This window comes from Pseudomonas sp. B22129 (assembly GCF_044218875.1).
In the GTDB taxonomy this organism is placed as follows: domain Bacteria; phylum Pseudomonadota; class Gammaproteobacteria; order Pseudomonadales; family Pseudomonadaceae; genus Aquipseudomonas.
Genome location: NZ_CP162592.1, coordinates 3541000 through 3566439, shown reverse-complemented (window position 1 = coordinate 3566439; position 25440 = coordinate 3541000). Strand labels below are relative to the sequence as shown.

The following is a 25440-nucleotide window of genomic DNA, read 5'->3' as shown; positions in this document are numbered from 1 at the left end:
CCCCGCCTTGTCCGATTGACCGCAGGAGTTCGTGATGAAATACAAACAACTGGGTAACACTGGCCTCATCGTCTCGCAGCTGTGCCTGGGCACGATGACCTTCAGCAGCGGCACCGGCATCTATAAGCACATTGGCGCAGTGGGGCAAAGCGCGGCGGATGCCCAGGTCAAGGCCAGCCTTGAAGCCGGGATCAATTTCTTCGACACCGCCGACATTTATTCAGGCGGCGAGAGCGAGCAGATCCTCGGCCAGACGTTTCGAAACCTGGGCATCGCCCGCAGCAACTATGTGCTTGCCACCAAAGTGGCCGGGCGCATGGGGCCCGGGAAAAATCAGGTGGGCGCGTCTCGCGGGCACATCATGGACGCCGTGCACGCCAGCCTGAAACGGCTGGGGACTGACCATATCGATCTCTATCAGATTCACGCCACGGACGCCCTCACGCCGCTGGAGGAAACGATGCGCGCGCTCGATGACCTCGTGCGCCAAGGCAAGGTGCGCTACATCGGCGTGTCCAACTGGCAGGCGTGGCGGCTGGCGACTGCGCAGGGCATCGCGGCCCGGGCGGGGCTCGCGCGTTTCGAATGCCTGCAGGCGTATTACTCGGTGGCCGGGCGTGACCTTGAGCGTGAACTGGTGCCGCTGCTGGAGGCCGAACAGATGGGCTTGTTGATCTGGAGCCCCCTCGCGGGCGGCTTGCTGTCGGGCAAGTACAGCCGCGAAAACCCGTCACCCGAAGGTGCACGGCGCTCCGGGTTTGATTTCCCGATTGTGGATAAAGAACGCGGTTGGAAAGTGATCAACGTGCTGCGCCCGATTGCAGCAGCCCACGGCTGCAGCCCGGCCCGCGTCGCGCTGGCCTGGCTGCTGGCCAAGCCGGCGGTGACGTCGGTGCTGGTCGGTGCCAAGCGGCTGGATCAGTTGGAGGACAACCTCGCGGCCATCGACCTGGCACTCACCGCCGACGAAATGCGCCAGCTCGATGAGGTCAGCGAGTTGCCGCGCGAATACCCCGGCTGGATGGTCGAGACCCAAGGCGCCGACCGTTTTGGCGAGACGGACCTGTGGGACGCCGCGACGGCCCACACGTCCTGATCCCTTTCTCAGCCGCGTTTGGGCAACTTCCAGTTCGGCCGGATGAAGTGGCAGGTGTACCCATTGGGAATGCGCTCCAGATAATCCTGATGCTCCGGCTCGGCTTCCCAAAACGGCCCCGCCGGTTCGATTTCGGTGACCACACGGCCCGGCCACAGCTTCGAGGCATCCACGTCGGCGGCAGTGTCTTCGGCGATGTCGCGTTGCTGTTCGCTCAGGTAATAAATCGCCGAACGGTAGCTCGGCCCACGGTCGTTACCTTGGCGGTTGGGCGTGCTGGGGTCGTGGATCTGGAAGAAGAACTCGAGAATCTGCCGGTACGTGATCACGGCCGGGTCAAACTCGATTTCAATCGCTTCGGCGTGGTTGCCGTGGTTGCGGTAGGTAGCATTCGGCACCTCGCCGCCGGTGTAGCCGACGCGCGTGTGCAGCACGCCGGGGTAGCGGCGCAACAGGTCTTGCATGCCCCAGAAGCAGCCGCCGGCGAGGATGGCGGTTTCGGTCGGGTTGGTCATGGTCGGTCACCTCAGTGGATACCGGTGTAGTTATGGGGCCGGGTTGGCGGATACCAAGGTGGGCCGGCCAAGATTGCTTTCACTGCCTGCCCGCCTTGATGTTCACCACATTCTGCCGCGGCGGCTCGCCAAACAGCCGCTTGTATTCCCGGCCAAACTGGTTGGCACTTTCATACCCGACACTGAAAGCCGCTTGATTGACATCACGGTGTTCAACCAGCATCAGTCGCTGAGCTTCATCCAGGCGCAAACGCTTTTGATATTGCAGCGGGCTGAGCGTCGTCACGTCCTTGAAGTGTTTATAGAGCGTTGAAGACGCCATATTCAACCGCGCGGCCAGTTTATCCACCTGCAAGGTTTCCCGATAATGCTCGCGCAGCCAGAGAATCGCCTGGTCAATTTTATGGCTTTGAGAGCCTGCCGTATTTAACTGGCGCAGTTGCTGCCCGAACGGTGTGGCCAGCAAGCGGTAGTGGATTTCCTGATAGATCAGCGCGCCCAACGCCTTTGCCTCATCGGCTTTATCCAGCAGCTCAAGCATGCGCAAAAAAGCGTCGAGCAGTTCCGGGCTGAGGTCTTGCACAGCGGCGCCGATAGCCGCCTGGGCGCTGTATTCAATGGGCTGCGGGATTTTGGCGGCCAATGTGGCCATCAGGTTTCTGTCCAGGTCCAGGGACATCGACAGGTAGGGCATTTGCGGCGTGGCGTCCACAAGGCAACTGGTGACGGGCATGTTCACCCCTGCGATAAAGCACGTGCGCTCACCGAATGAAATGTCCCGAATGCCGATGCGAACCCACTTTTTGCCCTGCACCGCTATGATCAATATCGGGTTGTAGAAATGCGGTTTTGCCGTGTCGCACTGGTCATAACGATGGAGTGCAAACCCTTCGATTGGCGTGGCGAAGCGGCCCGCCTCGGGAAGTAGCGCGAGTAGGCGTTCCCTGAGCGCCAGGCAGCCGTCTTCAAATGAAACTCTGTAATTCTTCACAGACAATGACCTCCGGCGCGGCATTACCATCGCCAGAAAGGGTATCGACAGGGCGCCCAAAAAAATTATGACACAGGGAAGAACGCCTGGAATATGAGCTGATTCAACACATAGAGAATCAGGCAGTAACCGTGGAGGAACGTGACTACAGCCAGCCGGGCGCCTTTGGGAACATGGATAACGTGAACCGAGCCTGACTCACCACTCACTCGAAAACCTGGAAGACACCATGCCAAGCACGCCTGTCGAACGCAAAACTTACGCGGCCCTTCCTCCTGCCGTCGGCCCTTATTCCCACGCGGTAAAAAACGGCAACACGCTCTACCTGTCAGGCTTCACCGCCTTTGGCACGCAAGCCCAGGGCCAGAGCATGGATAAACAGGCCAATGCCATCCTGGAGCAGATAAAAGCGGTGGCTGCTGAAGAAGGCACCGACATGTCCTCACTCTTGAAAGTCACCGTATTCATTACCGACTTCAGCCAGGTGGGTGAGCTGCGCCAAGTGCTGGTGCATCACTATGCCGGGAACCTGCCGGCCAGCTCTTTGGTGGAAGTCTCCAAATTGTTTTCCCCGGAACTGAATATCGAAATCGAGGCTATTTTCGCGCTGTAATCCCCCCGTTGGCGGGCGTGGCGCCCGATGCCTGCGCATCGGGCGCTCAGCCGCGCTTATCGCCGGTCAAGCGAATAGCGCCCGGCCCCGGTCACGATCAGCAGCAAAAGCCCGCCGATGATGCTCATGTTCTTGAAGAATTGAAGGGTGTTGGCCGACCTGGCCGGTTCAACCATGTCCCAGAAGTGGTGACCGATAATCGCCGTGCCCAATACGAACAGGCTCATCAACAGGGCCAGTGGCCGCGTATAAAAACCGATCAGCAGCAAAATGCCTACACCGAATTCCATGACCACGGCCACCGACGCGGCGATGGACGGCAGCGGTGCACCAATGGAGGTGAAGTAGCCGACGGTGCCGCTGAACCCGGTGAGTTTGCCCCAGCCGGAGGTCACGAACAGCAGCATCAGCAGGATGCGGGCCAGCAGGATGATCAGGTCGCGTTGGCGCTCGAACAGGGTGTATCGCATGGCGTTGGTCCTTTTGCGGTTGTGTGTTTGTAATGGGCAGTTGCTTAACCATAGTCAATTGCGCCCATTCGTAGCAGCTACTTTTCGTGCACAGGGGGGATGCGCGCGCCTCAGACTTCAGGGCATGATGCGCCGACAAAAAATCAAGGACGATAACAACCGTGAAAAACGCCCTCACCGCCCTGTTTCTGCTGTGCCTGGCCACCCCTGCACTCGCCGAAGAAAGCCCCGTGGGTTTTCGCACCACCACCCTTCACGATGCGCAAAACAACAACCCACTGGAACTGGTGGTTTGGTACCCCGCCACAACCACCGCCAAACCTGAATTGATCGCCGACACCGTGGTCTTCGTCGGAGCCCCTGGCGTTCCAGACGCACCGCCAGCCGCTGGCGCGCATCCCTTGGTCGTGCTCTCCCACGGTTACGGCGGCAACTGGGGTAAACAGGTGTGGCTGGCCAGCGCGTTGGCGCACAAGGGCTACATCGTGGCGGCGGTCAACCACCCGGGCACCACGACGAAAGACCGCAACCCGCAAGCCGCCGCACAGGTGTGGAAGCGCCCCGCCGACCTGAGCCGCGCGATCGACGCCGTGCTGGCACAGCCCAAACAATTTGGCGCGGTCGAAAACCACAGAATTGCCGTCATCGGCCATTCCCTCGGCGGCTGGACCGCGCTGGAAATCGCCGGCGCCCGCTTCGACCCCGACCTGTTCAGCCGCGACTGCAGCGTGCACCCGAAATTGGGCGGTTGCATCGCCTACCATGAGATGAACCCTGCCGGCACACCGGCCCTGAAGGCCCATCTGGCCTCTGACTTGAGCGACAAGCGCGTCACCGCCATTGTGCCGTTGGACCTGGGCCTGTCACGTGGCTTCACCGACGCCAGCCTGGCCAAACTGCCGGTTCCGGCGCTGGTCATTGCCGGCGGTACGCCCTCGCAGGATATGCCTGCCGAACTGGAATCCGCCGACTTGGCCAAGCGGCTGCCCAAAGCGTCGACAACCTACGTGGATATCAGCGACGCCAACCATTTCAGCTTTATGTCGATCTGCAAGCCGGGGGCGATAGCGTTGATTGAAGAGGGTTCGCCGGGGGATGGCATGATCTGCCGGGATGGCGAAGGGGCTCGGCCACGGGCGGTGATTCACCAGCAGGTGATCGAGCTGATTACGGCGTTTTTGGCGAAGCAGTAATTCAGGCTAAAACAGAAAAACCGCTTTAGAAAACGAACCGAATCCCCCTTCCAAACGCACGTGACCCGGCCGCCTTGCGGCGCCGGGTCTCTTGCCGTGCAATCAGAACGGTTTGGTCGGCAAATACTTGCCATCCAGGGTGATGACCGCGCGCGAACCACCGTCCGGGTCATCGACCTTTTTGACCTCCAGCTTGAAGTTGATCGCGCTGATGATGCCGTCGCCGAACTTCTCGTGAACCAGCGCCTTGAGCGTGGTGCCGTAGACCTGAATCATTTCGTAGAACCGGTAGATCGTCGGGTCGGTCGGAATGCCGTTGCCGAGGCTGCCGCGCAACGGGATGGTTTGCAGCAGGGCCACAGCGTCCGCGTCCAGGCCGAGGGTGTCGGCAACCGCCTGGGCGGCGCTGGCCGGCAATGGGTGCTGGCCGAGCAAAGCCGCGGTGACAAAGGCCTCGGACAAGCCGGTGCCTTCGGCAACTTGGGCAAATGAAAGGTCCTTGCGAGCCTTGGCCAGCAGAATGACGTCGGTCAGGGCCAGGCGGGAGTTCTGATTGATTTGCGACTGGATCATGGGTTTTCTCCGTGGGTAAAACACTGGAAGTAAAACAGCTGTAACTGATCGATTGAGTGAGTGACCACCATCAGCAAGGCACCGCCGATCAAAGGTGGGAGCTGGCTTGCCTGCGATGGCGGCGGCACGGCTGAAAAAGATGTCGCCTGAGCCGCCGCCTTCGCAGCCTCGCTAAAGCTCGACAGCTCCCACAGGGGAACTGCGGTGTTTCAAAAAACGCCACTGCCAGACACCTTCCCGCCAGCAATAAAGCTCAAAGGTGGGAGCTGGCTTGCCTGCGATGGCGGCGGCACGGCTGAAAAAAATGTCGCCTGAGCCGCCGCCTTCGCAGCCTCGCTAAAGCTCGACAGCTCCCACAGGGGAACTGCGGTGTTTCAAAAATCGCCACTGCCGAACGCCTTCCCGCCAGCGATAAAGCTCAAAGGTGGGAGCTGGCTTGCCTGCGATGGCGGCGGCACGGCTGAAAAAAATGTCGCCTGAGCCGCCGCCTTCGCAGCCTCGCTAAAGCTCGACAGCTCCCACAGGGGAACTGCGGTGTTTCAAAAATCGCCACTGCCGAACGCCTTCCCGCCAGCGATAAAGATCAAAGGTGGGAGCTGGCTTGCCTGCGAGGGCGGCGGCACGGCTGAAAAAAATGTCGCCTGAGCCGCCGCCTTCGCAGCCTCGCTAAAGCTCGACAGCTCCCACAGGGGAACTGCGGTGTTTCAAAAATCGCCACTGCCGAACGCCTTCCCGCCAGCGATAAAGCTCAAAGGTGGGAGCTGGCTTGCCTGCGAGGGCGGCGGCACGGCTGAAAAAAATGTCGCCTGAGCCGCCGCCTTCGCAGCCTCGCTAAAGCTCGACAGCTCCCACAAGGGAACTGCGGTGTTTCAAAAACGCCACTGCCGAACGCCTTCCCGCCAGCGATAAAGCTCAAAGGTGGGAGCTGGCTTGCCTGTGATGGCGGCGGCACGGCTGAAAAAGATGTCGCCTGAGCCGCCGCCTTCGCAGCCTCGCTAAAGCTCGACAGCTCCCACAGGGGAACTGCGGTGTTTCAAAAAACGCCACTGCCGAACACCGTCCCGCCAGCGATAAAGCTCAAAGGTGGGAGCTGGCTTGCCTGCGATGGCGGCGGCACGGCTGAAAAAGATGTCGCCTGGCCCGCCGCCTTCGCAGCCTCGCTAAAGCTCGACAGCTCCCACAGGGGAACTGCGGTGTTTCAAAAAACGCCACTGCCGAACGCCTTCCCGCCAGCGATAAAGCTCAAAGGTGGGAGCTGGCTTGCCTGCGAGGGCGGCGGCACGGCTGAAAAAAATGTCGACAGCCCCCACAGGGGAGCTGTGGTGCGACAACAGGAGTGGCAGGGTTAATGCGAAATGGCGCGTACATCAGGGTTGTCGGCGAGGGACACGAACTTGCCGGTGCGACCATCGACGGCCTGGATGCAGCCGCTTTCGATGTCGTAGACCCAGCCGTGCAGCGTCACGCGCTTTTCTTCAAGGGCAAGGCGCACCGAGGGGTGGGTTTGAATATTGGCTAATTGCGCGATGACGTTTTCACGCACCATCGAAGCGACTTTGGCCTGCGGGTCCGGGTGCTGGCGGGCCTCGTTCACCACCCGGCCCGAGTCCGCATAGCGCAGCCAACCGGCCACGGCGGGCATGTGGTCGAGGCATTTGCAGGTGGCGATGGCCGTCATCGCGCCGCAGTCCGAATGCCCGCAGATCACGATATCGCTGACCTGCAAGGCCGCGACGGCGTACTCCACCGAGGCCGACACCCCGCCCGGCTCCGGGCCGTAGGACGGTACGATATTGCCCGCGTTGCGGATCACAAACAGGTCGCCGGGCTCGCGCTGGGTCACCAGTTCCGGCACCAGGCGGCTGTCGGAACAAGAGATGAACAGCGCACGCGGGCTCTGCTGATTGGCGAGGTCTTTGAACAGGCCTGCGCGTTCAGGGAAAGCGTTGCGCTGGAATTTCAGGAAACCGTCGATGATGTCTTTCATGGGTGACTCCTCTGAACCGCGATGCGATGGAGCAAAGGTTACGCAGCCCAAGAAATAAGGTAAAAGTCTGATATGTGATCAACCACATTCGATAATCTTATGGATCAAGCCATGCTCGCGCGACACCTCCAGTACTTCCTTGCCGTGGCGCAACATGAAGGTTTCACCAAAGCGGCGGCGGCGTTGCACGTCTCGCAACCGGCCCTGTCGCAGCAAGTCCGGCAACTGGAAGAAAGCCTCGGTGCGCAGCTATTCGACCGCTCAGGGCGCAAGACGCGCCTGACTGACGCGGGTGAGGTTTACCTGCGCCATGCCCTGCGTGCGGCGCAGGAACTGCAGCAAGGCAAGCGCGCGATCCATGATGTAGGCGACCTCAGCCGCGGCACTTTACGGATTGCAGTGACGCCGACCTTCACCACCTACCTCGTCGGGCCGCTGGTGGAAGCCTTTCACCGCCGCTACCCGAACATCACGTTGACCGTGCGGGAAGTCGCCCAGGAATCCATGGAACAACAACTGCTGGCCGACGAGCTGGAAGTGGGAATCGCGTTTGATCAGGTACACGCGCAAGACATCGACGCCCTGCCCTTGCTGGTGGAAACCCTGGCGCTGGTGGTCGGGCGGCAACACCCGCTGGCGGGTGAGCGTGTCATTGGTTTGGAGGCATTGAACAACGAATCCCTGATTCTGCTGAGTGCCGAGTTTGCCACCCGCGAGCAGATCGATCGGTACTGCCGGCAACACGGCATCCGACCGAATGTGGTGATGGAAGCCAATGTGATCGGCGCACTGCTGGAGGTGGTGCGCAGGACGGGGCTTTCGACGGTGTTGCCAGCAGCGATTGCGCGGGCGCACCCGGAGTTGGTCGCGATTGAATTGGGGCCGCAACGGTTGCAAAGAACGGCGGTGCTGATGCGCCGTAAAGGGGGTTATCAGTCTGCGGCGGCGCGGGCGTTTGTGGCGGTGGCCGAGGAGGTTTGCGGGGCGCTGTAGGTCAACGTAGCGCCTGCAACCCGTCAACCAGCGCCTGCACCAACCATCGAACCTTCGGCAGCGTCTCGCGGCTTTTGACCCAGCCTACGTTGATGTCTGCCCCCGGTAATGCCAACTGAGGAAGCACTTCCACCAACCTTCCCTGCTCCAACTGTCGTTGCACCAGCCAAGACGGCAACTGCACAATCCCGAAGCCGGCTTCTGCGGCCATCACCAGCCCCTCGCCATTGCCCACGACCAGCTGCGGCGTGACTGGCCGGCGCCATGTCGCGCCGTTTTCATCCACATGGCGCCAAGGGCTGACCCGGCCGTCCAGCCAGCCGTAGGCAATGCACTGATGCTGCTCCAGGTCGTGCTCGGACAGGGGCACGCCATGGCGCGCCAGGTAATCCGGCGAGGCACAAAAGAGGTGCCATTCCCGCGTGAGCAGGCGATGCCCGACCGTCTCGGGCCAGGCGTCGGCGTGGCCGATACGCACGACAATGTCCACGTCTTCCTTTAGCGGGTCGATGTAACCGTCGCTGAAGGTGATGTGCGGCTGGAGCGAAGGGTGAGCGTTGGCGAATGACAGCAGCACCGGCAACACCTGTGCGCGGCCATAGGCGCCGGGCAAATCGATGCGCACGCGCCCACGCAGTTCGGTGTTTTCGCCCTGCAGTGACAGCTCGGCCTCTTCCAGGTCGGCCAGCACGGCGGTGCAGGTGCGCAAAAAAGCGACACCCGCATCCGTCAGCGCCAGTTTGCGCGTAGTGCGTTGGAACAGTTGAACACCCAGGCGTTTTTCCAGGCGCGCCACGCTTTTACTGATGGCAGAACCCGTGAGGCTCAGTTTCTCGGCGGCTGCCGTGAAGCTGCCCCATTGCGCGACGCACACAAATACATCGATACCTTTTAAGCGTTCGGAGGAAAACATGCACGTCCTTGATTGATGAATTTAGTTCCAGCGTTTCGATAAAAAACATCCTAAATCAGAAATGCCGTCAACAGTAAGCTGCCCGGACCTTAAAAAGCCGACGATGAGGCACGGATGCTGGCCACGCTCAGGAATTACTCTTCAACCCTCAATCTGCTGCTGTCTGCGTCACTGGTATTGACCCTGGCTCGCGCGATCACCCTGCCCTATCTGGTAATTTATTTGTCGGGCAACTTTGGCTTGAGCATTGCCGATATCGGCCTGGTGATCGGCAGCACGCTGATCATCGGCTCTTTGCTGAGCCTGTATGGCGGTTTCCTGGTGGACAACCTGTCGAGTTACCGGCTGATCCTGACCTTCTGCGGTGTGTTCACCGCAGGTTTTCTCGGGGCATTTTTAGCCCCCGAACTGTGGCTGTTTTACCTGTGCCTGGTGTCGGTCAACCTGGCGTATGCCGTGATCGATATCGCCGTGAAGTCCGCCTTTGCCAGCCTGGTGCCCGTCAATGGGCGCAGTGAAGTGTTCTCGATCAAGTACACGCTGACCAACATCGGTTATGCCGTCGGCCCGTTTCTGGGCGCGGGGTTGGCAGGCCTGGACGTGAGCCTGCCGTTTTTGATGTCGGCCGGGCTGGGCGCCGGGTTCTTTTTTGTCTATTTCGTGTGGGGTGACAGAGGCCTGGCGGTCGGTGAAACCGGCCAGAAAACGGCCTTTCTGGCGGTTGGCAAAGTGCTGCTGCGCGATCACCGGCTGGTGTGTTTTACCTTGGGCGGTGTGCTCAGCGCCGTGGTGTTCGGCCAGTTCACGGCGTACCTCTCGCAGTACTTGATCGTCACCACTACGCCGCGGGCGGCGTACAAAATCATCAGCACCGTCGTTGCGACAAACGCCCTGATGGTGATCGGCTTGCAGTACAGCCTCGGCAAACGGATTACCCCTGCACATCTGCACCTGTGGCTTGCCGGCGGCCTGGCGATGTTCATCCTGGGCCTGGGCGGTTTTGCGCTGTCCACTACGCTGGTGTGCTGGGTGTTGTCGATGGCGGTGTTCACCGTCGGCGAAATCATCGTGTTTCCCGCCGAATACATGTTCATCGACAACATCGCGCCCAACCCCTTGCGCGGCATGTATTACGCGGCGCAAAACCTGAGCACGGTCGGCGCAGCGTTGGGGCCGGTACTGTGCGGGGTCGTCTTGGCCACACAGCCGGCCCACACCATGTTCTACGTGCTGGCCCTGTTCGTCATCGCCGGGGGCTTGTTGTACTGGCTTGGGGTCGCCTTGGCGGGTCGGCGTACACCCTGACGCGGCCGCAGGCTCACGCGTCGGGAATCAATGCCTCCACGCGCTTGATCGCCCGTATCACCGCAGGCCGTGCAGACAGCGCGTCATACCAGCGCTGAACGTTAGGTGACGCGGAAAAATCCACCTCGGCAAATTCTTTACGCCACATCCAGCCGAAATGCGCGATGTCGGCGATTGAAAACTGATCGCCCGCCACGAACTCGTGACGTTCCAGCAAGGCCTCCAGCAGGCCGAGCGTGCGCAAGGCTTCGTTGTGGAAACGCGCGATGGCAATCGGCATGGCCGCCGTGGCGTGCTTGAGGAAAAAACCCGCGTGGCCGAAGGCAGGCCCCAGGGTCGAGGCGTGGAAGAACAACTGCTCGAACACACGCACGCGCGCTTCAACGGTCTGCGGCAGCAGGCGGCCATGTTTTTCCGCCAGGTAAACCAGAATCGCCGCCGACTCCGTCAACACCAGCGACTGGCCGCCAGCGCCCTCGGGGTCGATCAATACCGGCACGCGGCCGTTCGGGTTGAGCGCCAGGAAATCGGCCGACTTTTGTTGGCCCTGACGAACATTGACCGCTTTCAATTCATATTCCAGCCCCAACTCTTCCAGAGCGATGGGTACTTTCAAACTGTTGGGTGTGGCGAAGGCGAGAACTTGCAGCACGAGGGAATACCTTGGGTGGGTGAAAGACATGTTGTTATTTCCGGGGTTGATAACCGACAGAAAAATTTTGCACGGCCCACCGCATTACCGGCAGACTGCTCGCAGTGATATGAGTCATTCCAACGGGGAATAAAATGGATCGGCTGGCGGCGATGGAAACCTTTGTCTACGTGGTAGAGACAGGTTCTTTTTCTGCAGCGGCCCGGCGCTTGAACGTCGGGCAGCCTGCTGTCTCAAAAAACATCGCGCAGCTCGAAGAACACCTCGGTGTTCGCCTGCTCAGCCGCTCCACGCGCGGCCTGTCGCCCACCGAGGCAGGCCTGCTGTTTTTTGAGCAGGCCAAAACCGTCATCGAGAACGCCAACGAAGCCGAACGGCTTGCGCGCGGGGCGGCTACCGGGCTGGCGGGCACGTTGCGGGTCTCCACCACAGTGACGTTTGCCAGGTTGTACATCCTTCCCTACCTGGGCGGTTTCCTCGACAGGCACCCCTTGCTGGACGTGGACGTGCGCCTCGACGACCGGTCGATGAACCTTATCGAGGAAGGCACCGATGTGGCCCTTCGCATGGGCCACCTCAGCGATTCGAATTTCACGGCCAGAAAGATCGGCAAATGCCGGCGCCGGGTGATCGCCACACCGGCTTACCTGGCACGCTACGGCATACCGCAATCACCCGCAGACCTCGCCGGTTACGAAGCGGTGATCTACATGATCGGTGCCGGGGGGGCTTCATGGGTGTTCAAGAAAGGCGACGTTGAGCAGCAAGTCACCTTGAGCGGCCGTATACGCATGAGCGCCGCCGAGGGCGTGCGCACCGCCGTGTTGTCGGACTACAGCCTCACGGTCTCGTCGGAATGGGTGTTCGGGCCTGAACTGGTGAGCGGCGAGGTGGTGGCGGTTTTGCAGGATTGGGAACTGCCGGAGCTGGACCTGTGGGCGATCTTTCCGACCGGGCGCATGGCCAGCGCCAAGGCCCGTGCATTTGTCGACTATGTGGAGCAGTTGCTGGAAAACATCCGGGTGTGAATCAAAATACCCGTGTTGTGGTGAGCGGGCTTGTCGTAATGCCCGTCAGTTAAGGGCGACCGCTGTTCCTGTGGCGAGGGAGCTTGCTCCCGCTGGGCCGCGAAGCGGCCCCAGAAATGGGACTGCTACGCAGTCCAACGGGAGCAAGCTCCCTCGCCACAGGTTACTTTTTACTCTTCCTAATTTTTAACTGACGGGCATCAGAGCTTGCCGCGCAGCGCCGGCAGCAACTCCGAAGGGTCCGGGCGCTGGGTGTAGTCCGGGTTGACTTCGGCGTAAGTGATCACGCCGTCCTGGCCGATCACATAACGGGCCGGCATCGGCAGCTCCCAGGCCGGGTTGTTGTTGAAGGCCGGCAGGTCGTTGCCGAAGGATTTGTACAGGTCCACCAGGTAGTCCGGCAGTGTGAAACGCAGGCCGAACGCAGCCGCCACGTCGCTCAGGGTGTCGGACAGAATCGGGAAGCTCAGGTGATTCTCGCGCACCGATTTACGGCTGTTGACGTTGTTCTGCGGTGAGATGGCCACCAGGTTGGCCCCCAATTCACGGAAACCCGGCAACGCGGTTTCCAGCGCTTGCAGTTCCATGTTGCAGTAAGGGCACCACACGCCCCGGTAAAACGTGATGATCAGCGGGCCCTTGGCCAGCAATTCCACGGAGGAAACCGGCTTGCCATCGGGGTCGTTGAGGGTGAATTCGGGGGCCTTGTCGCCGACTTTCAACGCGCGTTCAGCCTGGCCGCTGGCAATCAGCTCGGCGGTCGCACGCTTCATGATGACGTGAACTTGCGGCGGTGCGTTGTAAGGCGGTTTGCCTGCTACGAAGTCAGCATTAAAGGCATCAAGTTTGGCTTGAAGAGTCATGTTCAATTCCTGAAGTTACGAAGGAGTGGGGTGTTTCGCCGGGCCACGCTTAGCTCAAGGTGAACTTCCCGGTTGAAAATTCAATGCTGAGGTTCAGTCGCCCTTCATTGACCAGCCAGGGGCGAACGGAAAATGTGCGCGCGCCGCACTGGTGCATGGGGTCCTGCGCGGCAATGCTTTTGGCATGTTCAATCGAGGTGGCGCGGATGATGAACAGGCCGTCGCCGTCCCAGTACTGCTCGTCGTCACTCCAGTGCGGGCCAGCCGCAACGAGGATGCCGTCGCGTTCGATCCTGCATTGATGTTCAAGGTGTTCGTGCAGGTTTTCCATGACGGCTTCAATGCCGTTGGCGGGCGTGGAAAAGACCGCATAGAACTGTTTCTGCAGCATGCCCTTGCTGGCGTGAAGTACTTGCTCTCGTGTCACTCGCTTGCCGTTCATAACGCTACCTGTAGAACAATGCCGACTGGATGATTCAAGGGCACCGTTGGCCGCCGCAGGGGCGGCCAGGTGAACCGTTGAACAAGCATTGTCCATGGGGGGTTCCCACGGTAGAGGAGCCGGGGGAATAGCATTTATTCTATTCGGGAATGCGCCTTAAGCACCCGGTGGGTAATCCGACAAACTCGCCGATTCCTTCTGTGCCTCTACCGCCGCCAGGCGCTCGGTCAACGCCTTGGTGATGAGCCCCCAGCAATCACTGCCCAGCACGATCCGCTTGGGCGCCGGTGTCTGGTCAACGCTGGCGATGATGGTGGCGGACATTTTGGCCGGGTCACCTAGCGGCAGGCGCGAGGTATCTTTGAACAGCCCATGCACCAACCCTGCCGGCGTGCCTTTGTAGGCCTCCAACGGTTCGCCGAGCTGCGCGTTGACGTAGCGAAAATGGGTGCGGGCGCTGCCAGGTTCGATAATCGACACGCCGATATTAAAAGGGGCAAGCTCGATGGACAACGCATCCAGAAACCCTTCCAGGCCCCACTTGCTCGCGTGGTACAGCGACCCGCCCGGAAGCACCGCCTGGCCGCCGACCGTGGACAGGCCAATGATCCGCCCGCCCCCCTGGGCACGCAGGTGTGGCAAGGCGGCGCGCACCAGCGTGATTGGGCCCAGCAGGTTGGTGGCAATCTGGTGGTCGACTTGCGCGTCGCTGAATTCTTCCGCCGCGCCAAACAAACCGTAACCGGCGTTGCTGACGATCACATCAATCCTGCCGAGGTCGGCAAACGCCTGGCGCACCACGCGCTGGATCCCTGCCGTGTCGGTCATGTCCAGGCGCTCGAGCCACAGGCGGTCACCGTACTGAGCCTTGAGATCGTCCAGAGCCTCAAGCTTGCGGGTGGTGCCGGCGACGCGATCGCCGCGGGCGAGCAATTGCTCGGTCATATGGCGGCCGAAACCGCTGTTAACGCCGGTGATGAACCAGGTGCGCTGTGTCATTTGAAAACCTTACAAGGAAGAGTGGGCGGTGCATTGTCAAAATAGCGCCAGCGAACAAGATTATTAATACTTGAAACTCTGCCTTTTTTACGCAATCGTCTGAGCATGCAAAACGACCCGCTCTCAAGCTTCCTGCAACTCGTCAACACCCGCTGCGTCATGTCCGGCGCGCTGGTGGCGGGCGGCGCGTGGGCGATCGCTATTCCGCCGCCGGACACCATCAAGTTCTGGGGCGTCGCGCGCGGCAGTTGCTGGCTCGCATTCGAGGGCGAAGCGGCGCCCTTCCATCTGCAGGAAGGCGATGTATTTTTGTCTTCGGCTTCCCGCGCGCTGGTCATGGCCAGCGACCTCAGTGCGCCTCGCGTGGAGCTGGCCGAGGTGTTGAAACATCGCTCCGGCACCACCGCCCACTACGGCATCGGTGACGATTGCCAGCTCATCATCGCCAGTGTGGAATGGAGCGCCGACTACCCTCGGCTGTTGCTCGACGCCATTCCCCCGTTCATTCACGTCCAGAACGGTTCGCGCCACGCCCGCACATTGGCGTGGCTGATGCAGCAATTGATCGAGGAAGCCCGGGACGACTCGCCAGGCGCCGGGGCCGCTTCAGTGCAGCTCGCCCATCTGATGTTTATCCATACCCTGCGCGCCCATTTCGACACGGCTGAACCCATGGCGGCGGGCTGGCTAAGGGTGGCGACCGACAAACGCGTCAACCCCGCCTTGCGCCTGATACACGGCGACCCTGGCCGGCCTTGGCGGCTCGAAGAGTTGGCGAAAGCGGCGGCCATGTCCCGCGCGACGTTTGCGCTGTATTTCAAGACCGTCGCGGGCGTCGCGCCCATGACCTACCTCACGCATTGGCGCATGCGCCTGGCAGAACGGGCCCTGCGCGAGAACAAGGCGCAGGTCGGCGATATCGGACGTGAACTGGGCTATACGTCGGAAGGCGCTTTCAGCAATGCCTTCAAACGCGTTACCGGGAAATCCCCGATGCATTTTCGCAGTGCCGCTCTCTCTCGCACCGCGTTGGTCAACACGGTTGAGACCGAATAAGTACCGCGCATCTACCTGCCTTCGATCAACCGAACCGCCAGCTCAGCACTGAACGTACCGGCGGCCGGCCCACCGTGGCAGTCGGCGGTGGCTGAAGAGGCGCCGTCCGAGTTGCCCGGTTGTTTGATCCACAGCGCCAGAAGGGTCGGCGACAGCGTTTGCGGCACCAGACCCAGCTTGCGCCCCGGCGGGTTGCACCAATCGCCGGGGTGGGCGCCGTTGCCGTTGCGGCTGGTATCGACCACCACCGCCTTGGTGTAGGCATGGTCCGCCGACAGCTTTTTGTTGATGAGGTCCGCGTACTGCCGCGATTGCTCGAGGGTGTAGAAATTGGAGATGTTCAGGGCAAAACCGCGCGCGTCTTTCACGCCGGCCGCGTGCAGGGCCTCCGCCATCGAGGCTGCGGGCTTCCAGCCGGCGTTGCCGGCGTCGAGGTAAACCCTGGCTTGCGGCGCACGCAGTTTGAAACCTGACACTGCGTAATTGAACAACGACAGGCGCTCGTCGCGGTCAGCCTGGCTGAGGCATTGCAGATCGGGTAACGCGTCCGGCTCAAGAATGATCACGGCCGGGTTGCCGCCGACGCCGTTGACCACATGATCGATCCAGACGCGATAGGCCGCCGCGTTCGGCGCGCCTCCCGCTGAGGCGCCACCGCTGCAATCGCGATGCGGCAGGTTGTAGGCGACCAGTATCGGCGTGGCGTGGGTGCTGGCGGCAGCGGATACGTAATGGGTCACGCGCGCCTCCAGTTGGTCGGCGCCTTGGCTGGTGCCGGTCAACCACAGGGCGCCGGGCACATTGGCAATGGCTGTGCGGATTTTCGCGGTGTCAGGCGCGTCGGGGTTTTGCTTGACCCACTGTGCAGCGGTCGATCCGGGGTTGATGTAGAACGTGTCGCCGGCCTGGGCCATTGATTGCATCGAGAAAAGGGCGAGGCTGGCAAGGCAGGCACTGAACTTAAGCATGTATCGACTCCACAACGCCGGGACTGACGCTGATATCATTCCAACCATTAACCGTTGAGTAACCACCCATCATGAACCGCCAAAAGAAATTGCAGCAGCTCTTCAAGGCCAAAGCAAAAAAGGCCAGCGCCAAATTAGCGCCCAAAAGCAAGGACCGCTACATCAGCAAGGCCGACCGCTTGAAACTGGAAGCCGAAGCCACCCAAACCTCAACCGAAACCACTGACACGCCCAGCTGAAGGCGTGCCCGCTTCATATTTGCCCCAGATACGCCGCAAGTGACGCGCCGACCCAAAGCCCGCGCGTTCGGCAACCGACTCCATATCCAGGCTCGACTCGGCCAGTAATTCACGGGCTACCGCCAGGCGCAGCCGGTGCAGGTAATCCAGTGGGCTGACACCGACATGCTCATGGAATAACCGCGCCAGGTGGCGGCTGCTGGTGCAGGCCAGTTCAGCCATGCGCGTGACGCTCCAGGCCTCGCACGGCGCAGCGGCGACGGCATCCTGCACGCGGTGCACGGCCGGGTGCAGATGATTGCGCCCCCACGTCCACGGCGACAATTGCGGATCGGCACCACTGCGGCGCATGTACACCACCATGTCACGGGCCACCGAGCTGGCCAGCCGGGGCCCGGCCAGCTCGGCCACCAGGTGCAGCATCAAGTCGATACCGGCGGTGACCCCGGCACTGCAACTGACCGGACCGTCGGTGACGTACAAGCGGTTTTCCAACACCCGTGCCTTGGGCGCCATGGCCTGCAATGCCTCGCACAGCGCATGGTGCGTGGTGCACTGGCGACCGTCGAGCAACCCGGCCCGCGCTGCCGTCAACGCCCCGGCACACACGCACACCAGCCGTTCACCCGACGGCGCGAAGACGGTTTGTAACCACTGCACCAGCGTATTGCTGGCGGTTTCAAAAGCCTGCCGGTGCGCTTTCGTCACCTTCAACGTGGACCCCACCAATACCACCCACGTGCCAGGTGCCAGGCGCTGCGGCAGTGGCGCCAGGCCGCTGAGCGGCAAGCCGATGGAGGTGTGCAGCGCCGCCACCGGGCTGACGTACTGCAAATCGAAATCGACGGCGGCAAGGTCGTCGATTTGCGCGGCCAGGCGCAGTACTTCAGCCGGGCCCGCCAAGTCCAGCATCAGCACGTTGGGCAGCAGCACGAACAGCACCGGCACGCTCATGGGGTCAACTCTCCAGCGCCTGGGCGACGGTGACGATACGCGCAAAGCGGCCTTCCAGAACCAGCTCGGTGCGCTCGCGGATTTGCGCCGCGGTGTACACGCGGCCGCTGCGCACATGGGTCATCGGGAAGGTCAGCGTGGCTTCGCTGACAAAATCCACGCTGAAACCGCTGTCCGAGCCATGGCGGGTGGTGGTTTCGCAGCACTGCTCGGTGCGGATGCCGCTGATGATCAGCGAGGTGACGCCCATCTGCGTGAGGCGTGCCGCCAGCGGCGTACCGGCAAAGGCGCTGTGATAACGCTTGTGAATGATCAAGTCGGGGTTGATCGACAGCTCGCTCAATGCCCTGACGTTGCCCGATGCCATGGAAAAATGCCCCTGCTCTTCAACATGAAAAACTTGTACCACCGGGATGCCTTGTTGAACACACCCATCGATCAGGGCTTGCTGTTTTTCCAGGTAGCCCGGCAGGTCATTTTCGGACCAGTAGGTTGAATGGCGGAACGAGTGCTGGGCATCGATAACGATCAGGGCTTTGCGGCTCATGGTGTGTCCTCGTGGCTTGCAACGTGATGGTTGATGCAAGCCATACTAAGAACGCCCCCCAAAAGCCGACAGCCCCGCCACGGACCACTTGAGGACGGATTCGGACATCTGCGCTTCAGCGTTTGAGTTCGCCCTGCGAGGTCTCCCGCAGTGTGGTCAAGGCCACCAATGCACACACTGCCGCCCCGGCCATGAAGAACCCCGGGACCAGCAAGTTGCCGGTCGAGCCGATCAACGAAGTGACGATGTAAGGCGTGATACCACCGCCCAGGATCGCCCCCAGGTTGATGCTGATGGCCATGCCCGTGTAACGCACGCGAGTCGGAAACTGCTCCGCATAAGTGGGATACCCCACAGACTGAATCACCGGCATCGGCAACGTCGCCACGAAAAACGCGATGACCGCAATCAACAGACTGCTGTTGTTCATCAGCACCATCATCGGAATCACCAGCACGGCGTAGCCGACAAAGCCGATGGTCAGCGCCTTCTTGCGCCCGATGCGATCGGACAGCCCGCCCCAGAACGGCATCATCGCCGCCATGCACAGGCTGATGCCGGCGATCACCCAGTAGATTTTGGCCTTCTCAAAGTGCAGGTAAGTGGTGAGGTAAATGTTCATGAACACCAGGCCGATGTAATAGCCGGCGTTCTGCGCAAAGGCGAACACCACGACGCGCAGCACCGCAGGCAGGTTGCGCGTGAGCACTTCCTTGACCGGGGCCGTGGGCGGCTTTTCCACTGCAAGAAAGGCTTTGAACTCAGGCGTTTCTTCGACGTTGTGGCGCATCACGCAGGAGAAAATCACCAAGGGGATCGCGAGAAAAAACGGGATGCGCCACGCCCAGGCTTGCAGTTGCTCGGCGTCGACCAGCCCGGTGGTAATGCCGCAGATAATCGCCGCCATCGAACCGCCAATGGCCACGCCGACCGGGGTGAACGCGCCATAAAAGCCGCGCCGGCCTTTAGGCGAGGACTCGGCCAGGAAGGCCGCCGCGCCGATCACTTCGCCTCCGGCAAAAAAGCCCTGGGCCAGGCGGATCAGTACCAGCAGAATCGGCGCGGCAATCCCCACCTGGGCCGAGGTCGGCAGCAAGCCGATCGCCGCCGTCGCCGTGCCCATGCCGATCACCGTGCTCAACAACACTTTGCGCCGGCCGATGCGGTCCGCCAGGCGCCCGAGCAAGATACCGCCCAGGGGCCGGATCAAAAACGCACTGCCAAACACCGCCAGCGTGGCCAGCAAGGCAGCTGCAGCGTTGTCACTGGGGAAGAACAGTGGCGCGATGATCGTCGCCATAAAACCGTACACACCGAACTCGTAATACTCCACCGCCGTGCCCGTGGCGGCGGCGATGGCTGCGCGCTTGGCAATTTTGGTGGCGCTGGTGGTTGCGGTCGTACCCGGCTCGCCGAAGCTGACTGTCGGGGCCGTCACAGGGAAAACTCGAGACATAAACACCTTCCACTCTGACCACTGGTCATTTGAGTTATTGAGGTGGCTTGCACCACCCAGAAGTAAACCCTTCGGGAACCGAGAGGTTTTAATGCTCGACAGTAGGAATGTTGAAAGTGGGCTTAATCATGTAGCGCTCCTGTTTTTATTATTGGGTAGCGGCGATGGTTATGGGTGGGCGGCCTCCAGTCTTTTCAGGGTGCGGGCACGTGCTACCAGCAGGTGCTGGGCCGTGCGCAGATCAATCAGGGAGAAGCGGATTTCATCGCCCGGCATCAGTTGCGCCAGCCGGGGCAAATCCACGCTCGCCACTTGCGCGATGCGCGGGTAGCCACCGGTGGTTTGCCGGTCTGCCATCAGGACGATGGGCTGGCCGCCGGCGGGCACTTGCACGGTGCCGAAGGCCACGCTTTCTGACAGCAGTTGCCTGGGCTGGGTCAGGTCCAGCGCGGCGCCGTCCAGCCGGTAGCCCATGCGGTCCGACGCGGCGCTCATCTGGTAGGGCTCAGTGAGAAAATCATGCCGGGCGGTTTCGCTGAAATCGGCCCACTCGCGCCCTTGAAGCACCCGGATGGTCACCGGCTGGGTCGGCGCGGCAAACAGCAAACCGGCCGGAATGTTCAGGCGCGGCGGGTTGGCGAATGACGAGCAGATCGGGATCACATCACCGGCTTTCAGCGCGCGCCCGTCCAACCCGCCAAACCCGCCCCGGCTGTAGGTGCTGCGGCTGTTCATCACCGGGTCGAGCAGGTAACCACCGCTGACGGCCAGGTAGGCACGCGCACCGTATTCGCGCTTTTCAAACCGCAGCATGGCGCCTGGCTTGACGCAGGCGGCCTGCCCCGGTTTCAGCGCAACGCCATCGAGGTGTGCGCCAAGGTCGGCGCCGGCCAGTGCAATTAACGCCTTGGCTTGAAAGCACAGCACCGGGCCTTGAATCGTCATTTCCAGTGTGGCGGCGCTGATCGGGTTGCCGACCAACAGGTTGGCCAGCGCATGGGCGTCCGGGTCCATGGCGCCGTTGACCGGCACGCCCCAATGCTGAAAGCCCACGCGACCGGTATCCTGAAACGAGGAAAACAACCCGGGCCGAATCACTTTGAGGGTCATGGCTGCTCTCCCCTCATGAGCTCAAACTCGCGGGCCGTGATCGGTACAAAACGCACTTGATCGCCGCCCGTCAGCAGGCATGGCGGCTCATGGGCGGGTGAAAACATCGTCAGCGGCGTGCGCCCGACAATGTTCCAGCCACCCGGCAAATCCGAGGGGTAAATCACGCTCTGGCGGTTGGCCAGGCCCACGCTGCCGCGTAACACCTGCGTGCGCGGCACAGCCCGGCGCGCCAGCATGAGCGCAGGGTCGTGCATGCCGATATAAGGATGGCCCGGCGCAAAACCCACCATCAGCACATCCACCCACTGAGCGGTATGTGCGGAAATCACTTCGCCTGGGGTCATGGCGCAGGCGGTGGCGATGGCCTGCAGATCCGGCGCGCAGTCGCCCTCGTAGCACACCGGAATTTCCAGGCGTTTGGGGGTGGTGTGTGGCGCGTTTTGCAGGTGTGTCAGGGCGTCGCCCAGCACGTGGGCAACGGCGTCATAGGGCATCAATTCGGGGTAAAGCGTGGCGAACACTTGCGGGCAATAGTGAATGCCCACCGAGACCATCGCCGGGATGACATCCGTGACGCCTGTGAGCAACCCGCGCGCCAGCCGGTCATGCAACGTGGCACTCAATGCCACGGCGCGACGATTGGCCTGGGCGCTGAACACGCTGGCAAAGACCACCACGATGCAGCTGTCACCACAAGGCTCGAACCGCCACTGCGGCTCGGCACACACCGGCCGCAGCGGTTCACGGACATCACAGTTAACGTCGGACATAACGTCGTATCTCGCAGGCGGCAGGCCCGGTCAGGCTTCACGTATTGTTAACGCCGTCGCTCTGCTGGCGACGGTCGCGCGAGTCAGGCTTACTTGGCGAACAGCAGGCTCATGTCTTTGAACGCCTTGAATTCCAGGGCGTTGCCACAGGGGTCGAACAGGAACATGGTGGCCTGCTCGCCGACCTGGCCCTGGAAGCGGATGTAGGGTTCGATGACGAATCGGGTCTCGCGAGCGCGCAGGCGGTCGGCCAGGGCTTCCCACTGCTCCCACTGCAAGATGATCCCAAAATGCGGAACCGGCACGTCGTGGCCGTCTACCGGATTGGAGTGCACCGATTCCTGGGATTCGGTCTTTGGGTGTTCGTGGATCACCAGTTGGTGGCCGTAGAAGTCGAAGTCCACCCATTGCGCGCTGGAGCGGCCTTCCGAAAGGCCGAATACGTCGCCGTAGAAGTGGCGCGCGGCGGCGAGGTCATAGACGGGAATTGCCAGATGAAAGGGTGAAAGGCTCACGGTGGTTACCTGCACGTTCTGTTATTTAGAACTCGATTCTTCACCAGAAAACCTTGCGGATAAAGCGGATATCTTTCGTCCTGAGCCTCAATAATTTCGATGCTCGCGCGCTATTTCGGCGCACCCAGCACTTCCATGATGCACGACCTGAACAACGCGAAGAGCGGCAGTTGGCGCTGGGTGTACTTGGTCAGCAAGACGATTTCGCGATAAAACGTGAGCTTGTCCAATCGTAAAACCCGCACCTCGGCGTCGTGTTCCAGCCACAAACCGGCCAGGGGCACCAGGGACACGCCGAGGCCGCTGCGTACCATCTTGACGATAGCGTCCAGCTCGTCGAGCTCCAGCGCCTGTTGCGTCTGGATCTTGTGTTCCTTGAGAAACTGCGTGACCTGGCGCCCGCCAAACGAGCCACGGTCGTAACGCACAAAAGGTTGCTCGCGCAGGATCTGCAAAGGGTCGTCGCCCTCCACGTCCTTCGCGGTGATCAGCACAAACGGCTCGCGGGCAATGACTTCGATGTTGAGGTCTTTGGGCAGGTTGAACGGCGGATGGATCATGATCGCCAGGTCCAGCTCGCCCGCATCCACCTGGCTGAGCAGGTTGAGCGACACGCCGGGCACCAGGCTCACCTCGATAAATGGCGCACGGCGTTTGAGCGCCACCAGGGCCTGGGGCAGGATGCCGGTTTGTACGCTGCCGATAGCACCGATACGCAACGAACCGTGAAAGTTGTTGGCGCTGTCGGGGGTGCCCATGCGCGAGAAGATATCGAGGATCTCCTCGGCCAGCGGCACTGCGCGCTGCCCGGCGGCATTGAGCGTGGCGGAGCGCCCGGTGCGGTCGAACAACTTGACCCCCAGCGCGTCCTCCAAGTGCTTGATCTGCGCGCTCACCGCCGACTGCGTCAGCCCGACCTGCTGCCCGGCAGCGGCAAAGGTGCCGCGCCGTGCGGCGGATACAAAGGTTCTCAACTCTCGAATCATCCTGGCACCCTACCGCTCAAGGTTAATCAGTCAGCAACCGCTCAATGCTACCTGCGGCCGCTCGCCCGCAAAGAAGAAGGGCCGCAGGCGCACGCCCACGCTATTGCCGATAAACGCCGCCACCAGCCACACCCAGCCATGCAGGCTGCCCGAGGCGATGCCGCTGAAGTACGCACCAATGTTGCAACCATAGGCCAGGCGCGAACCGTAGCCCAGCAGCAGGCCACCGATCACCGCGGCCACCAGCGAGCGCGCGGGGATTTTCAGGCTCGGCGCAAAACGCCCGGCCAGGCCTGCGGCCAGCAACGCGCCGAGGATGATGCCTACGTCCATCACGCTGGTGATGTCTTCCCACACCGGCGCAGCCAACGCCTTGGCGTTACCCGGCATCTGCCAGAATGCCCAACTGGCCACGTCCACACCCAAACCACTCGCCACCTTGGCGCCCCACAGCGCGAACGCCGACGTAATGCCCCACGGCCGCCCGGCCAGCGCCAGGGTCGCGTAATTGAGCAGTGCCAGGCCAATCGCGCCCCACACCAGCGGCCACGGCCCACGCAGGAAACGGCGCAGGCCGGTGTGCGGGCTGGTGATGCCTTCTTCAAGCTGGCCATGGCGGCCCTTTTCCAAACGCACGGTGACCCAGGCAATCAGGGCGAACACGGCCAGGCTCAATAGCAGCGCCGGCATTACGCCGAAACTCTTGACGATGGACACCGCCGGAAACGCCGGCAGTGCAAACCACCAATCCACGTGGTGCGTGGCGATCAGCGAACCGCAGATAAAGAAGAACAGCGTCACCAGCATGCGCGCGTTGCCGCCGCCCACGGTAAACAGGGTGCCCGAGGCACAGCCTCCGCCCAGTTGCATGCCGATGCCGAAGATAAACGCACCGAATACAACCGAGACCCCAGCGGGCGCCACCAGCCCGACCACTGGCTGGCCGAACAAGGTGCCCGCGCCCAAGGCCGGAAAGAACAGCACGACTGCGATGGCCAGCATGACCATTTGTGCACGCAGGCCGGCGCCGCGACGGTCGTTGATGAACACCCGCCAGGCCGAGGTGAAGCCGAAGGCGGCGTGGTAGAGGGTCAGGCCCAGCGCGGCGCCGACTACCAGCAACAGCACTTGGCGCGCGCCGACGCTGTTTTGCAGGAACAGGGCGCCGAGCACCAGGATGATGAAGGCCAGCAGCGGCGCGACGGGTTTGCGCGTTTGGGGGATGAGGTGGGTGGTGCTCATGGGGGTTCCGGTATGTGTGAGTGGGGTTGGTCAAAAGGGGTTGAGTATTAACGCGCGTTAAATCGTAGGTATCTACACATTTTTGGGTGGGGAGCGGGTCTTTGGGTAGATATCCGTTTTTTTGGGGGGCTGATATTGGTTCCGCCCTTACGGCGGGTCACTTTGAAAAGCGCAAAGTAACCAAACGCTCTTGCCCCAACACTCGGCACCTCGCCCAGGATCAAGATCAAAAGCAAAAGCACGGCGGCCTGACAGCCGGCCTGAGTGGTGTGAAGCAAACGCGGTTTGTGTGGGAGCGGGCTTGCCTGCGATACAGGCAACTCGGTACATCAGACATATCCGGTTGATGCCATCGCAGGCAAGCCAGCTCCCACAGAGAAGCAGATTTGTGCAGAGATTAGAGGCTCACTCGGCCAAAAAATGTGGGAGCGGGCTTGCTCGCGAATGCGGTGTGTCAGTCCACAGATTTATTGGCTGACCCACCGCATTCGCGAGCAAGCCCGCTCCCACAATTGGATCTCCATTTTGTCTGGGGGAACGCGGTCTGCTCTAGCAAAAAAAGCGCTTTTGATTCAACCACTCAGGCCGGCTGTCAGGCCGCCGTGCTTTTGCTTTTGATCTTGATCTCAGGCGCCCCGTTAAACACGCTGGCCGAACGCAGGCTTGAATCCGTGGGCAACCCGGCAGGACGCCGGGTTAGCCGCGATGGGCCAGGGATGGCCCATGGCGTCGGCCCACGGATTCAAGCCTGCGTTCGGGCATGCCGAGCCTGGGCGAGGCACCGAGTGTAGGGGCAAGAGCGTTTGGTTACTTTGCGCTTTTCAAAGTGACCCGCCGTAAGGGCGGAACCCATATAAGCCATCACCCCAATAACGGATATACCCCCAACAACCTGACCGAATAACCCGCCCTCCAGTTAGATCAAAAAACAATACAGCCAAACTGTACAGTTTATCTTCCA

General features: G+C 61.4%; 28 protein-coding genes. 9 read left to right on the top strand and 19 right to left on the bottom strand.

Features of this window, described 5'->3' with window-relative positions; genetic code table 11:
• Positions 1-34: 34 nt before the first annotated feature.
• Positions 35-1096, top strand: a complete 1062-nt coding sequence (locus tag AB4P94_RS16445) for an aldo/keto reductase (protein WP_395606455.1) — start codon at positions 35-37, stop codon at positions 1094-1096.
• An 8-nt stretch (positions 1097-1104) separates the two neighbouring features.
• Here the strand turns inward: AB4P94_RS16445 and msrA are convergent, their stop codons facing one another.
• Positions 1105-1611, bottom strand: a complete 507-nt coding sequence (msrA, locus tag AB4P94_RS16440) for a peptide-methionine (S)-S-oxide reductase MsrA (protein ID WP_395606454.1) — start codon at positions 1609-1611, stop codon at positions 1105-1107.
• Positions 1612-1690: 79 nt separating this feature from the next.
• The gene (locus AB4P94_RS16435) at positions 1691-2602 is read right to left on the bottom strand and encodes an AraC family transcriptional regulator N-terminal domain-containing protein (protein ID WP_395606453.1); all 912 of its coding nucleotides are present in this window, start codon (positions 2600-2602) and stop codon (positions 1691-1693) included.
• 229 nt (positions 2603-2831) lie between these two features.
• On the opposite strand from AB4P94_RS16435, the gene AB4P94_RS16430 reads away from it, so the two are divergent.
• Positions 2832-3215 carry a RidA family protein gene (locus AB4P94_RS16430; protein WP_395606452.1) on the top strand — a complete coding sequence of 128 codons (384 nt, stop codon included), beginning with the start codon at positions 2832-2834 and terminating at the stop codon, positions 3213-3215.
• Between the two features lie 56 nt (positions 3216-3271).
• Here AB4P94_RS16430 and AB4P94_RS16425 read toward each other — a convergent pair whose 3' ends face one another.
• Entirely contained in the window at positions 3272-3685 is a 414-nt protein-coding gene (locus tag AB4P94_RS16425) for a DoxX family protein (RefSeq protein ID WP_395606451.1), read from the bottom strand.
• 161 nt (positions 3686-3846) lie between these two features.
• Between AB4P94_RS16425 and AB4P94_RS16420 the strand changes: the two genes are divergently transcribed.
• The gene (locus AB4P94_RS16420) at positions 3847-4878 is read left to right on the top strand and encodes an alpha/beta hydrolase family protein (protein ID WP_395606450.1); all 1032 of its coding nucleotides are present in this window, start codon (positions 3847-3849) and stop codon (positions 4876-4878) included.
• A 102-nt stretch (positions 4879-4980) separates the two neighbouring features.
• On the opposite strand, the gene cynS is transcribed toward AB4P94_RS16420, so the two are convergent.
• Positions 4981-5451, bottom strand: a complete 471-nt coding sequence (cynS, locus tag AB4P94_RS16415; RefSeq protein ID WP_395606449.1) for a cyanase — start codon at positions 5449-5451, stop codon at positions 4981-4983.
• Positions 5452-6479: 1028 nt separating this feature from the next.
• On the opposite strand from cynS, the gene AB4P94_RS16410 reads away from it, so the two are divergent.
• Positions 6480-6800: a hypothetical protein gene (locus AB4P94_RS16410; RefSeq protein ID WP_395606448.1), complete on the top strand. Its 321-nt coding sequence runs from the start codon at positions 6480-6482 to the stop codon at positions 6798-6800.
• Here the strand turns inward: AB4P94_RS16410 and AB4P94_RS16405 are convergent.
• A complete protein-coding gene (locus AB4P94_RS16405) occupies positions 6797-7438 on the bottom strand; it encodes a carbonic anhydrase (protein ID WP_395606447.1) in 642 nt (213 codons plus the stop codon). The two genes, AB4P94_RS16410 and AB4P94_RS16405, sit on opposite strands and share 4 nt — an antisense overlap.
• 111 nt (positions 7439-7549) lie before the next feature.
• Here AB4P94_RS16405 and cynR point away from each other — a divergent pair, with 111 nt between their 5' ends.
• A complete protein-coding gene (gene cynR, locus AB4P94_RS16400; RefSeq protein WP_395606446.1) occupies positions 7550-8431 on the top strand; it encodes a transcriptional regulator CynR in 882 nt (293 codons plus the stop codon).
• 1 nt (position 8432) lies between these two features.
• Here the strand turns inward: cynR and AB4P94_RS16395 are convergent, their stop codons facing one another.
• Positions 8433-9344 (bottom strand): LysR family transcriptional regulator, encoded by a 912-nt coding sequence (locus AB4P94_RS16395; protein ID WP_395606445.1) that lies wholly within the window; start codon positions 9342-9344, stop codon positions 8433-8435.
• Between the two features lie 114 nt (positions 9345-9458).
• Here AB4P94_RS16395 and AB4P94_RS16390 point away from each other — a divergent pair, with 114 nt between their 5' ends.
• A complete protein-coding gene (locus AB4P94_RS16390) occupies positions 9459-10649 on the top strand; it encodes an MFS transporter (protein WP_395606444.1) in 1191 nt (396 codons plus the stop codon).
• 13 nt (positions 10650-10662) lie between these two features.
• On the opposite strand, the gene AB4P94_RS16385 is transcribed toward AB4P94_RS16390, so the two are convergent.
• Positions 10663-11331: a glutathione S-transferase family protein gene (locus AB4P94_RS16385; RefSeq protein WP_395606443.1), complete on the bottom strand. Its 669-nt coding sequence runs from the start codon at positions 11329-11331 to the stop codon at positions 10663-10665.
• A gap of 104 nt (positions 11332-11435) precedes the next feature.
• On the opposite strand from AB4P94_RS16385, the gene AB4P94_RS16380 reads away from it, so the two are divergent.
• Positions 11436-12329, top strand: a complete 894-nt coding sequence (locus AB4P94_RS16380) for a LysR family transcriptional regulator (RefSeq protein WP_395606442.1) — start codon at positions 11436-11438, stop codon at positions 12327-12329.
• 200 nt (positions 12330-12529) lie between these two features.
• Here the strand turns inward: AB4P94_RS16380 and AB4P94_RS16375 are convergent, their stop codons facing one another.
• The 3 genes from AB4P94_RS16375 to AB4P94_RS16365 form a co-directional block, all read right to left on the bottom strand.
• The gene (locus tag AB4P94_RS16375) at positions 12530-13192 is read right to left on the bottom strand and encodes a peroxiredoxin-like family protein (protein ID WP_395606441.1); all 663 of its coding nucleotides are present in this window, start codon (positions 13190-13192) and stop codon (positions 12530-12532) included.
• Between the two features lie 49 nt (positions 13193-13241).
• Positions 13242-13634, bottom strand: a complete 393-nt coding sequence (locus AB4P94_RS16370; RefSeq protein ID WP_395606440.1) for a YciI family protein — start codon at positions 13632-13634, stop codon at positions 13242-13244.
• 156 nt (positions 13635-13790) lie between these two features.
• Positions 13791-14633 carry an SDR family oxidoreductase gene (locus AB4P94_RS16365; RefSeq protein ID WP_395606439.1) on the bottom strand — a complete coding sequence of 281 codons (843 nt, stop codon included), beginning with the start codon at positions 14631-14633 and terminating at the stop codon, positions 13791-13793.
• Positions 14634-14738: 105 nt separating this feature from the next.
• Here AB4P94_RS16365 and AB4P94_RS16360 point away from each other — a divergent pair, with 105 nt between their 5' ends.
• Complete coding sequence (locus AB4P94_RS16360) at positions 14739-15689, top strand: AraC family transcriptional regulator (protein ID WP_395606438.1); 951 nt, start codon at positions 14739-14741, stop codon at positions 15687-15689.
• An 11-nt stretch (positions 15690-15700) separates the two neighbouring features.
• Here AB4P94_RS16360 and AB4P94_RS16355 read toward each other — a convergent pair whose 3' ends face one another.
• A complete protein-coding gene (locus AB4P94_RS16355) occupies positions 15701-16657 on the bottom strand; it encodes a glycoside hydrolase family 6 protein (RefSeq protein ID WP_395606437.1) in 957 nt (318 codons plus the stop codon).
• A gap of 71 nt (positions 16658-16728) precedes the next feature.
• Between AB4P94_RS16355 and AB4P94_RS16350 the strand changes: the two genes are divergently transcribed.
• On the top strand, positions 16729-16896 hold the full coding sequence (locus tag AB4P94_RS16350) for a DUF2986 domain-containing protein (RefSeq protein ID WP_395606436.1): 168 nt from the start codon (positions 16729-16731) through the stop codon (positions 16894-16896).
• Here the strand turns inward: AB4P94_RS16350 and AB4P94_RS16345 are convergent.
• The 8 genes from AB4P94_RS16345 to AB4P94_RS16310 form a co-directional block, all read right to left on the bottom strand.
• The gene (locus tag AB4P94_RS16345; RefSeq protein ID WP_395606435.1) at positions 16867-17850 is read right to left on the bottom strand and encodes a GlxA family transcriptional regulator; all 984 of its coding nucleotides are present in this window, start codon (positions 17848-17850) and stop codon (positions 16867-16869) included. The genes AB4P94_RS16350 and AB4P94_RS16345 overlap by 30 nt on opposite strands.
• A 4-nt stretch (positions 17851-17854) precedes the next feature.
• The gene (locus AB4P94_RS16340) at positions 17855-18397 is read right to left on the bottom strand and encodes a cysteine hydrolase family protein (protein WP_395606434.1); all 543 of its coding nucleotides are present in this window, start codon (positions 18395-18397) and stop codon (positions 17855-17857) included.
• A gap of 115 nt (positions 18398-18512) precedes the next feature.
• Positions 18513-19853, bottom strand: a complete 1341-nt coding sequence (locus AB4P94_RS16335) for an MFS transporter (protein ID WP_395606433.1) — start codon at positions 19851-19853, stop codon at positions 18513-18515.
• 168 nt (positions 19854-20021) lie between these two features.
• Entirely contained in the window at positions 20022-20963 is a 942-nt protein-coding gene (locus AB4P94_RS16330; RefSeq protein WP_395606432.1) for a biotin-dependent carboxyltransferase family protein, read from the bottom strand.
• Positions 20960-21736 carry an allophanate hydrolase subunit 1 gene (locus tag AB4P94_RS16325; RefSeq protein ID WP_395606431.1) on the bottom strand — a complete coding sequence of 259 codons (777 nt, stop codon included), beginning with the start codon at positions 21734-21736 and terminating at the stop codon, positions 20960-20962. Before AB4P94_RS16325 ends, AB4P94_RS16330 begins: the two co-directional genes overlap by 4 nt.
• 89 nt (positions 21737-21825) lie before the next feature.
• The gene (locus AB4P94_RS16320; protein WP_395606430.1) at positions 21826-22251 is read right to left on the bottom strand and encodes a VOC family protein; all 426 of its coding nucleotides are present in this window, start codon (positions 22249-22251) and stop codon (positions 21826-21828) included.
• Between the two features lie 110 nt (positions 22252-22361).
• Complete coding sequence (locus AB4P94_RS16315) at positions 22362-23237, bottom strand: LysR family transcriptional regulator (protein WP_395606429.1); 876 nt, start codon at positions 23235-23237, stop codon at positions 22362-22364.
• A 30-nt stretch (positions 23238-23267) separates the two neighbouring features.
• Positions 23268-24479 carry a YeeE/YedE family protein gene (locus AB4P94_RS16310; RefSeq protein ID WP_395606428.1) on the bottom strand — a complete coding sequence of 404 codons (1212 nt, stop codon included), beginning with the start codon at positions 24477-24479 and terminating at the stop codon, positions 23268-23270.
• Positions 24480-25440: the final 961 nt, after the last annotated feature.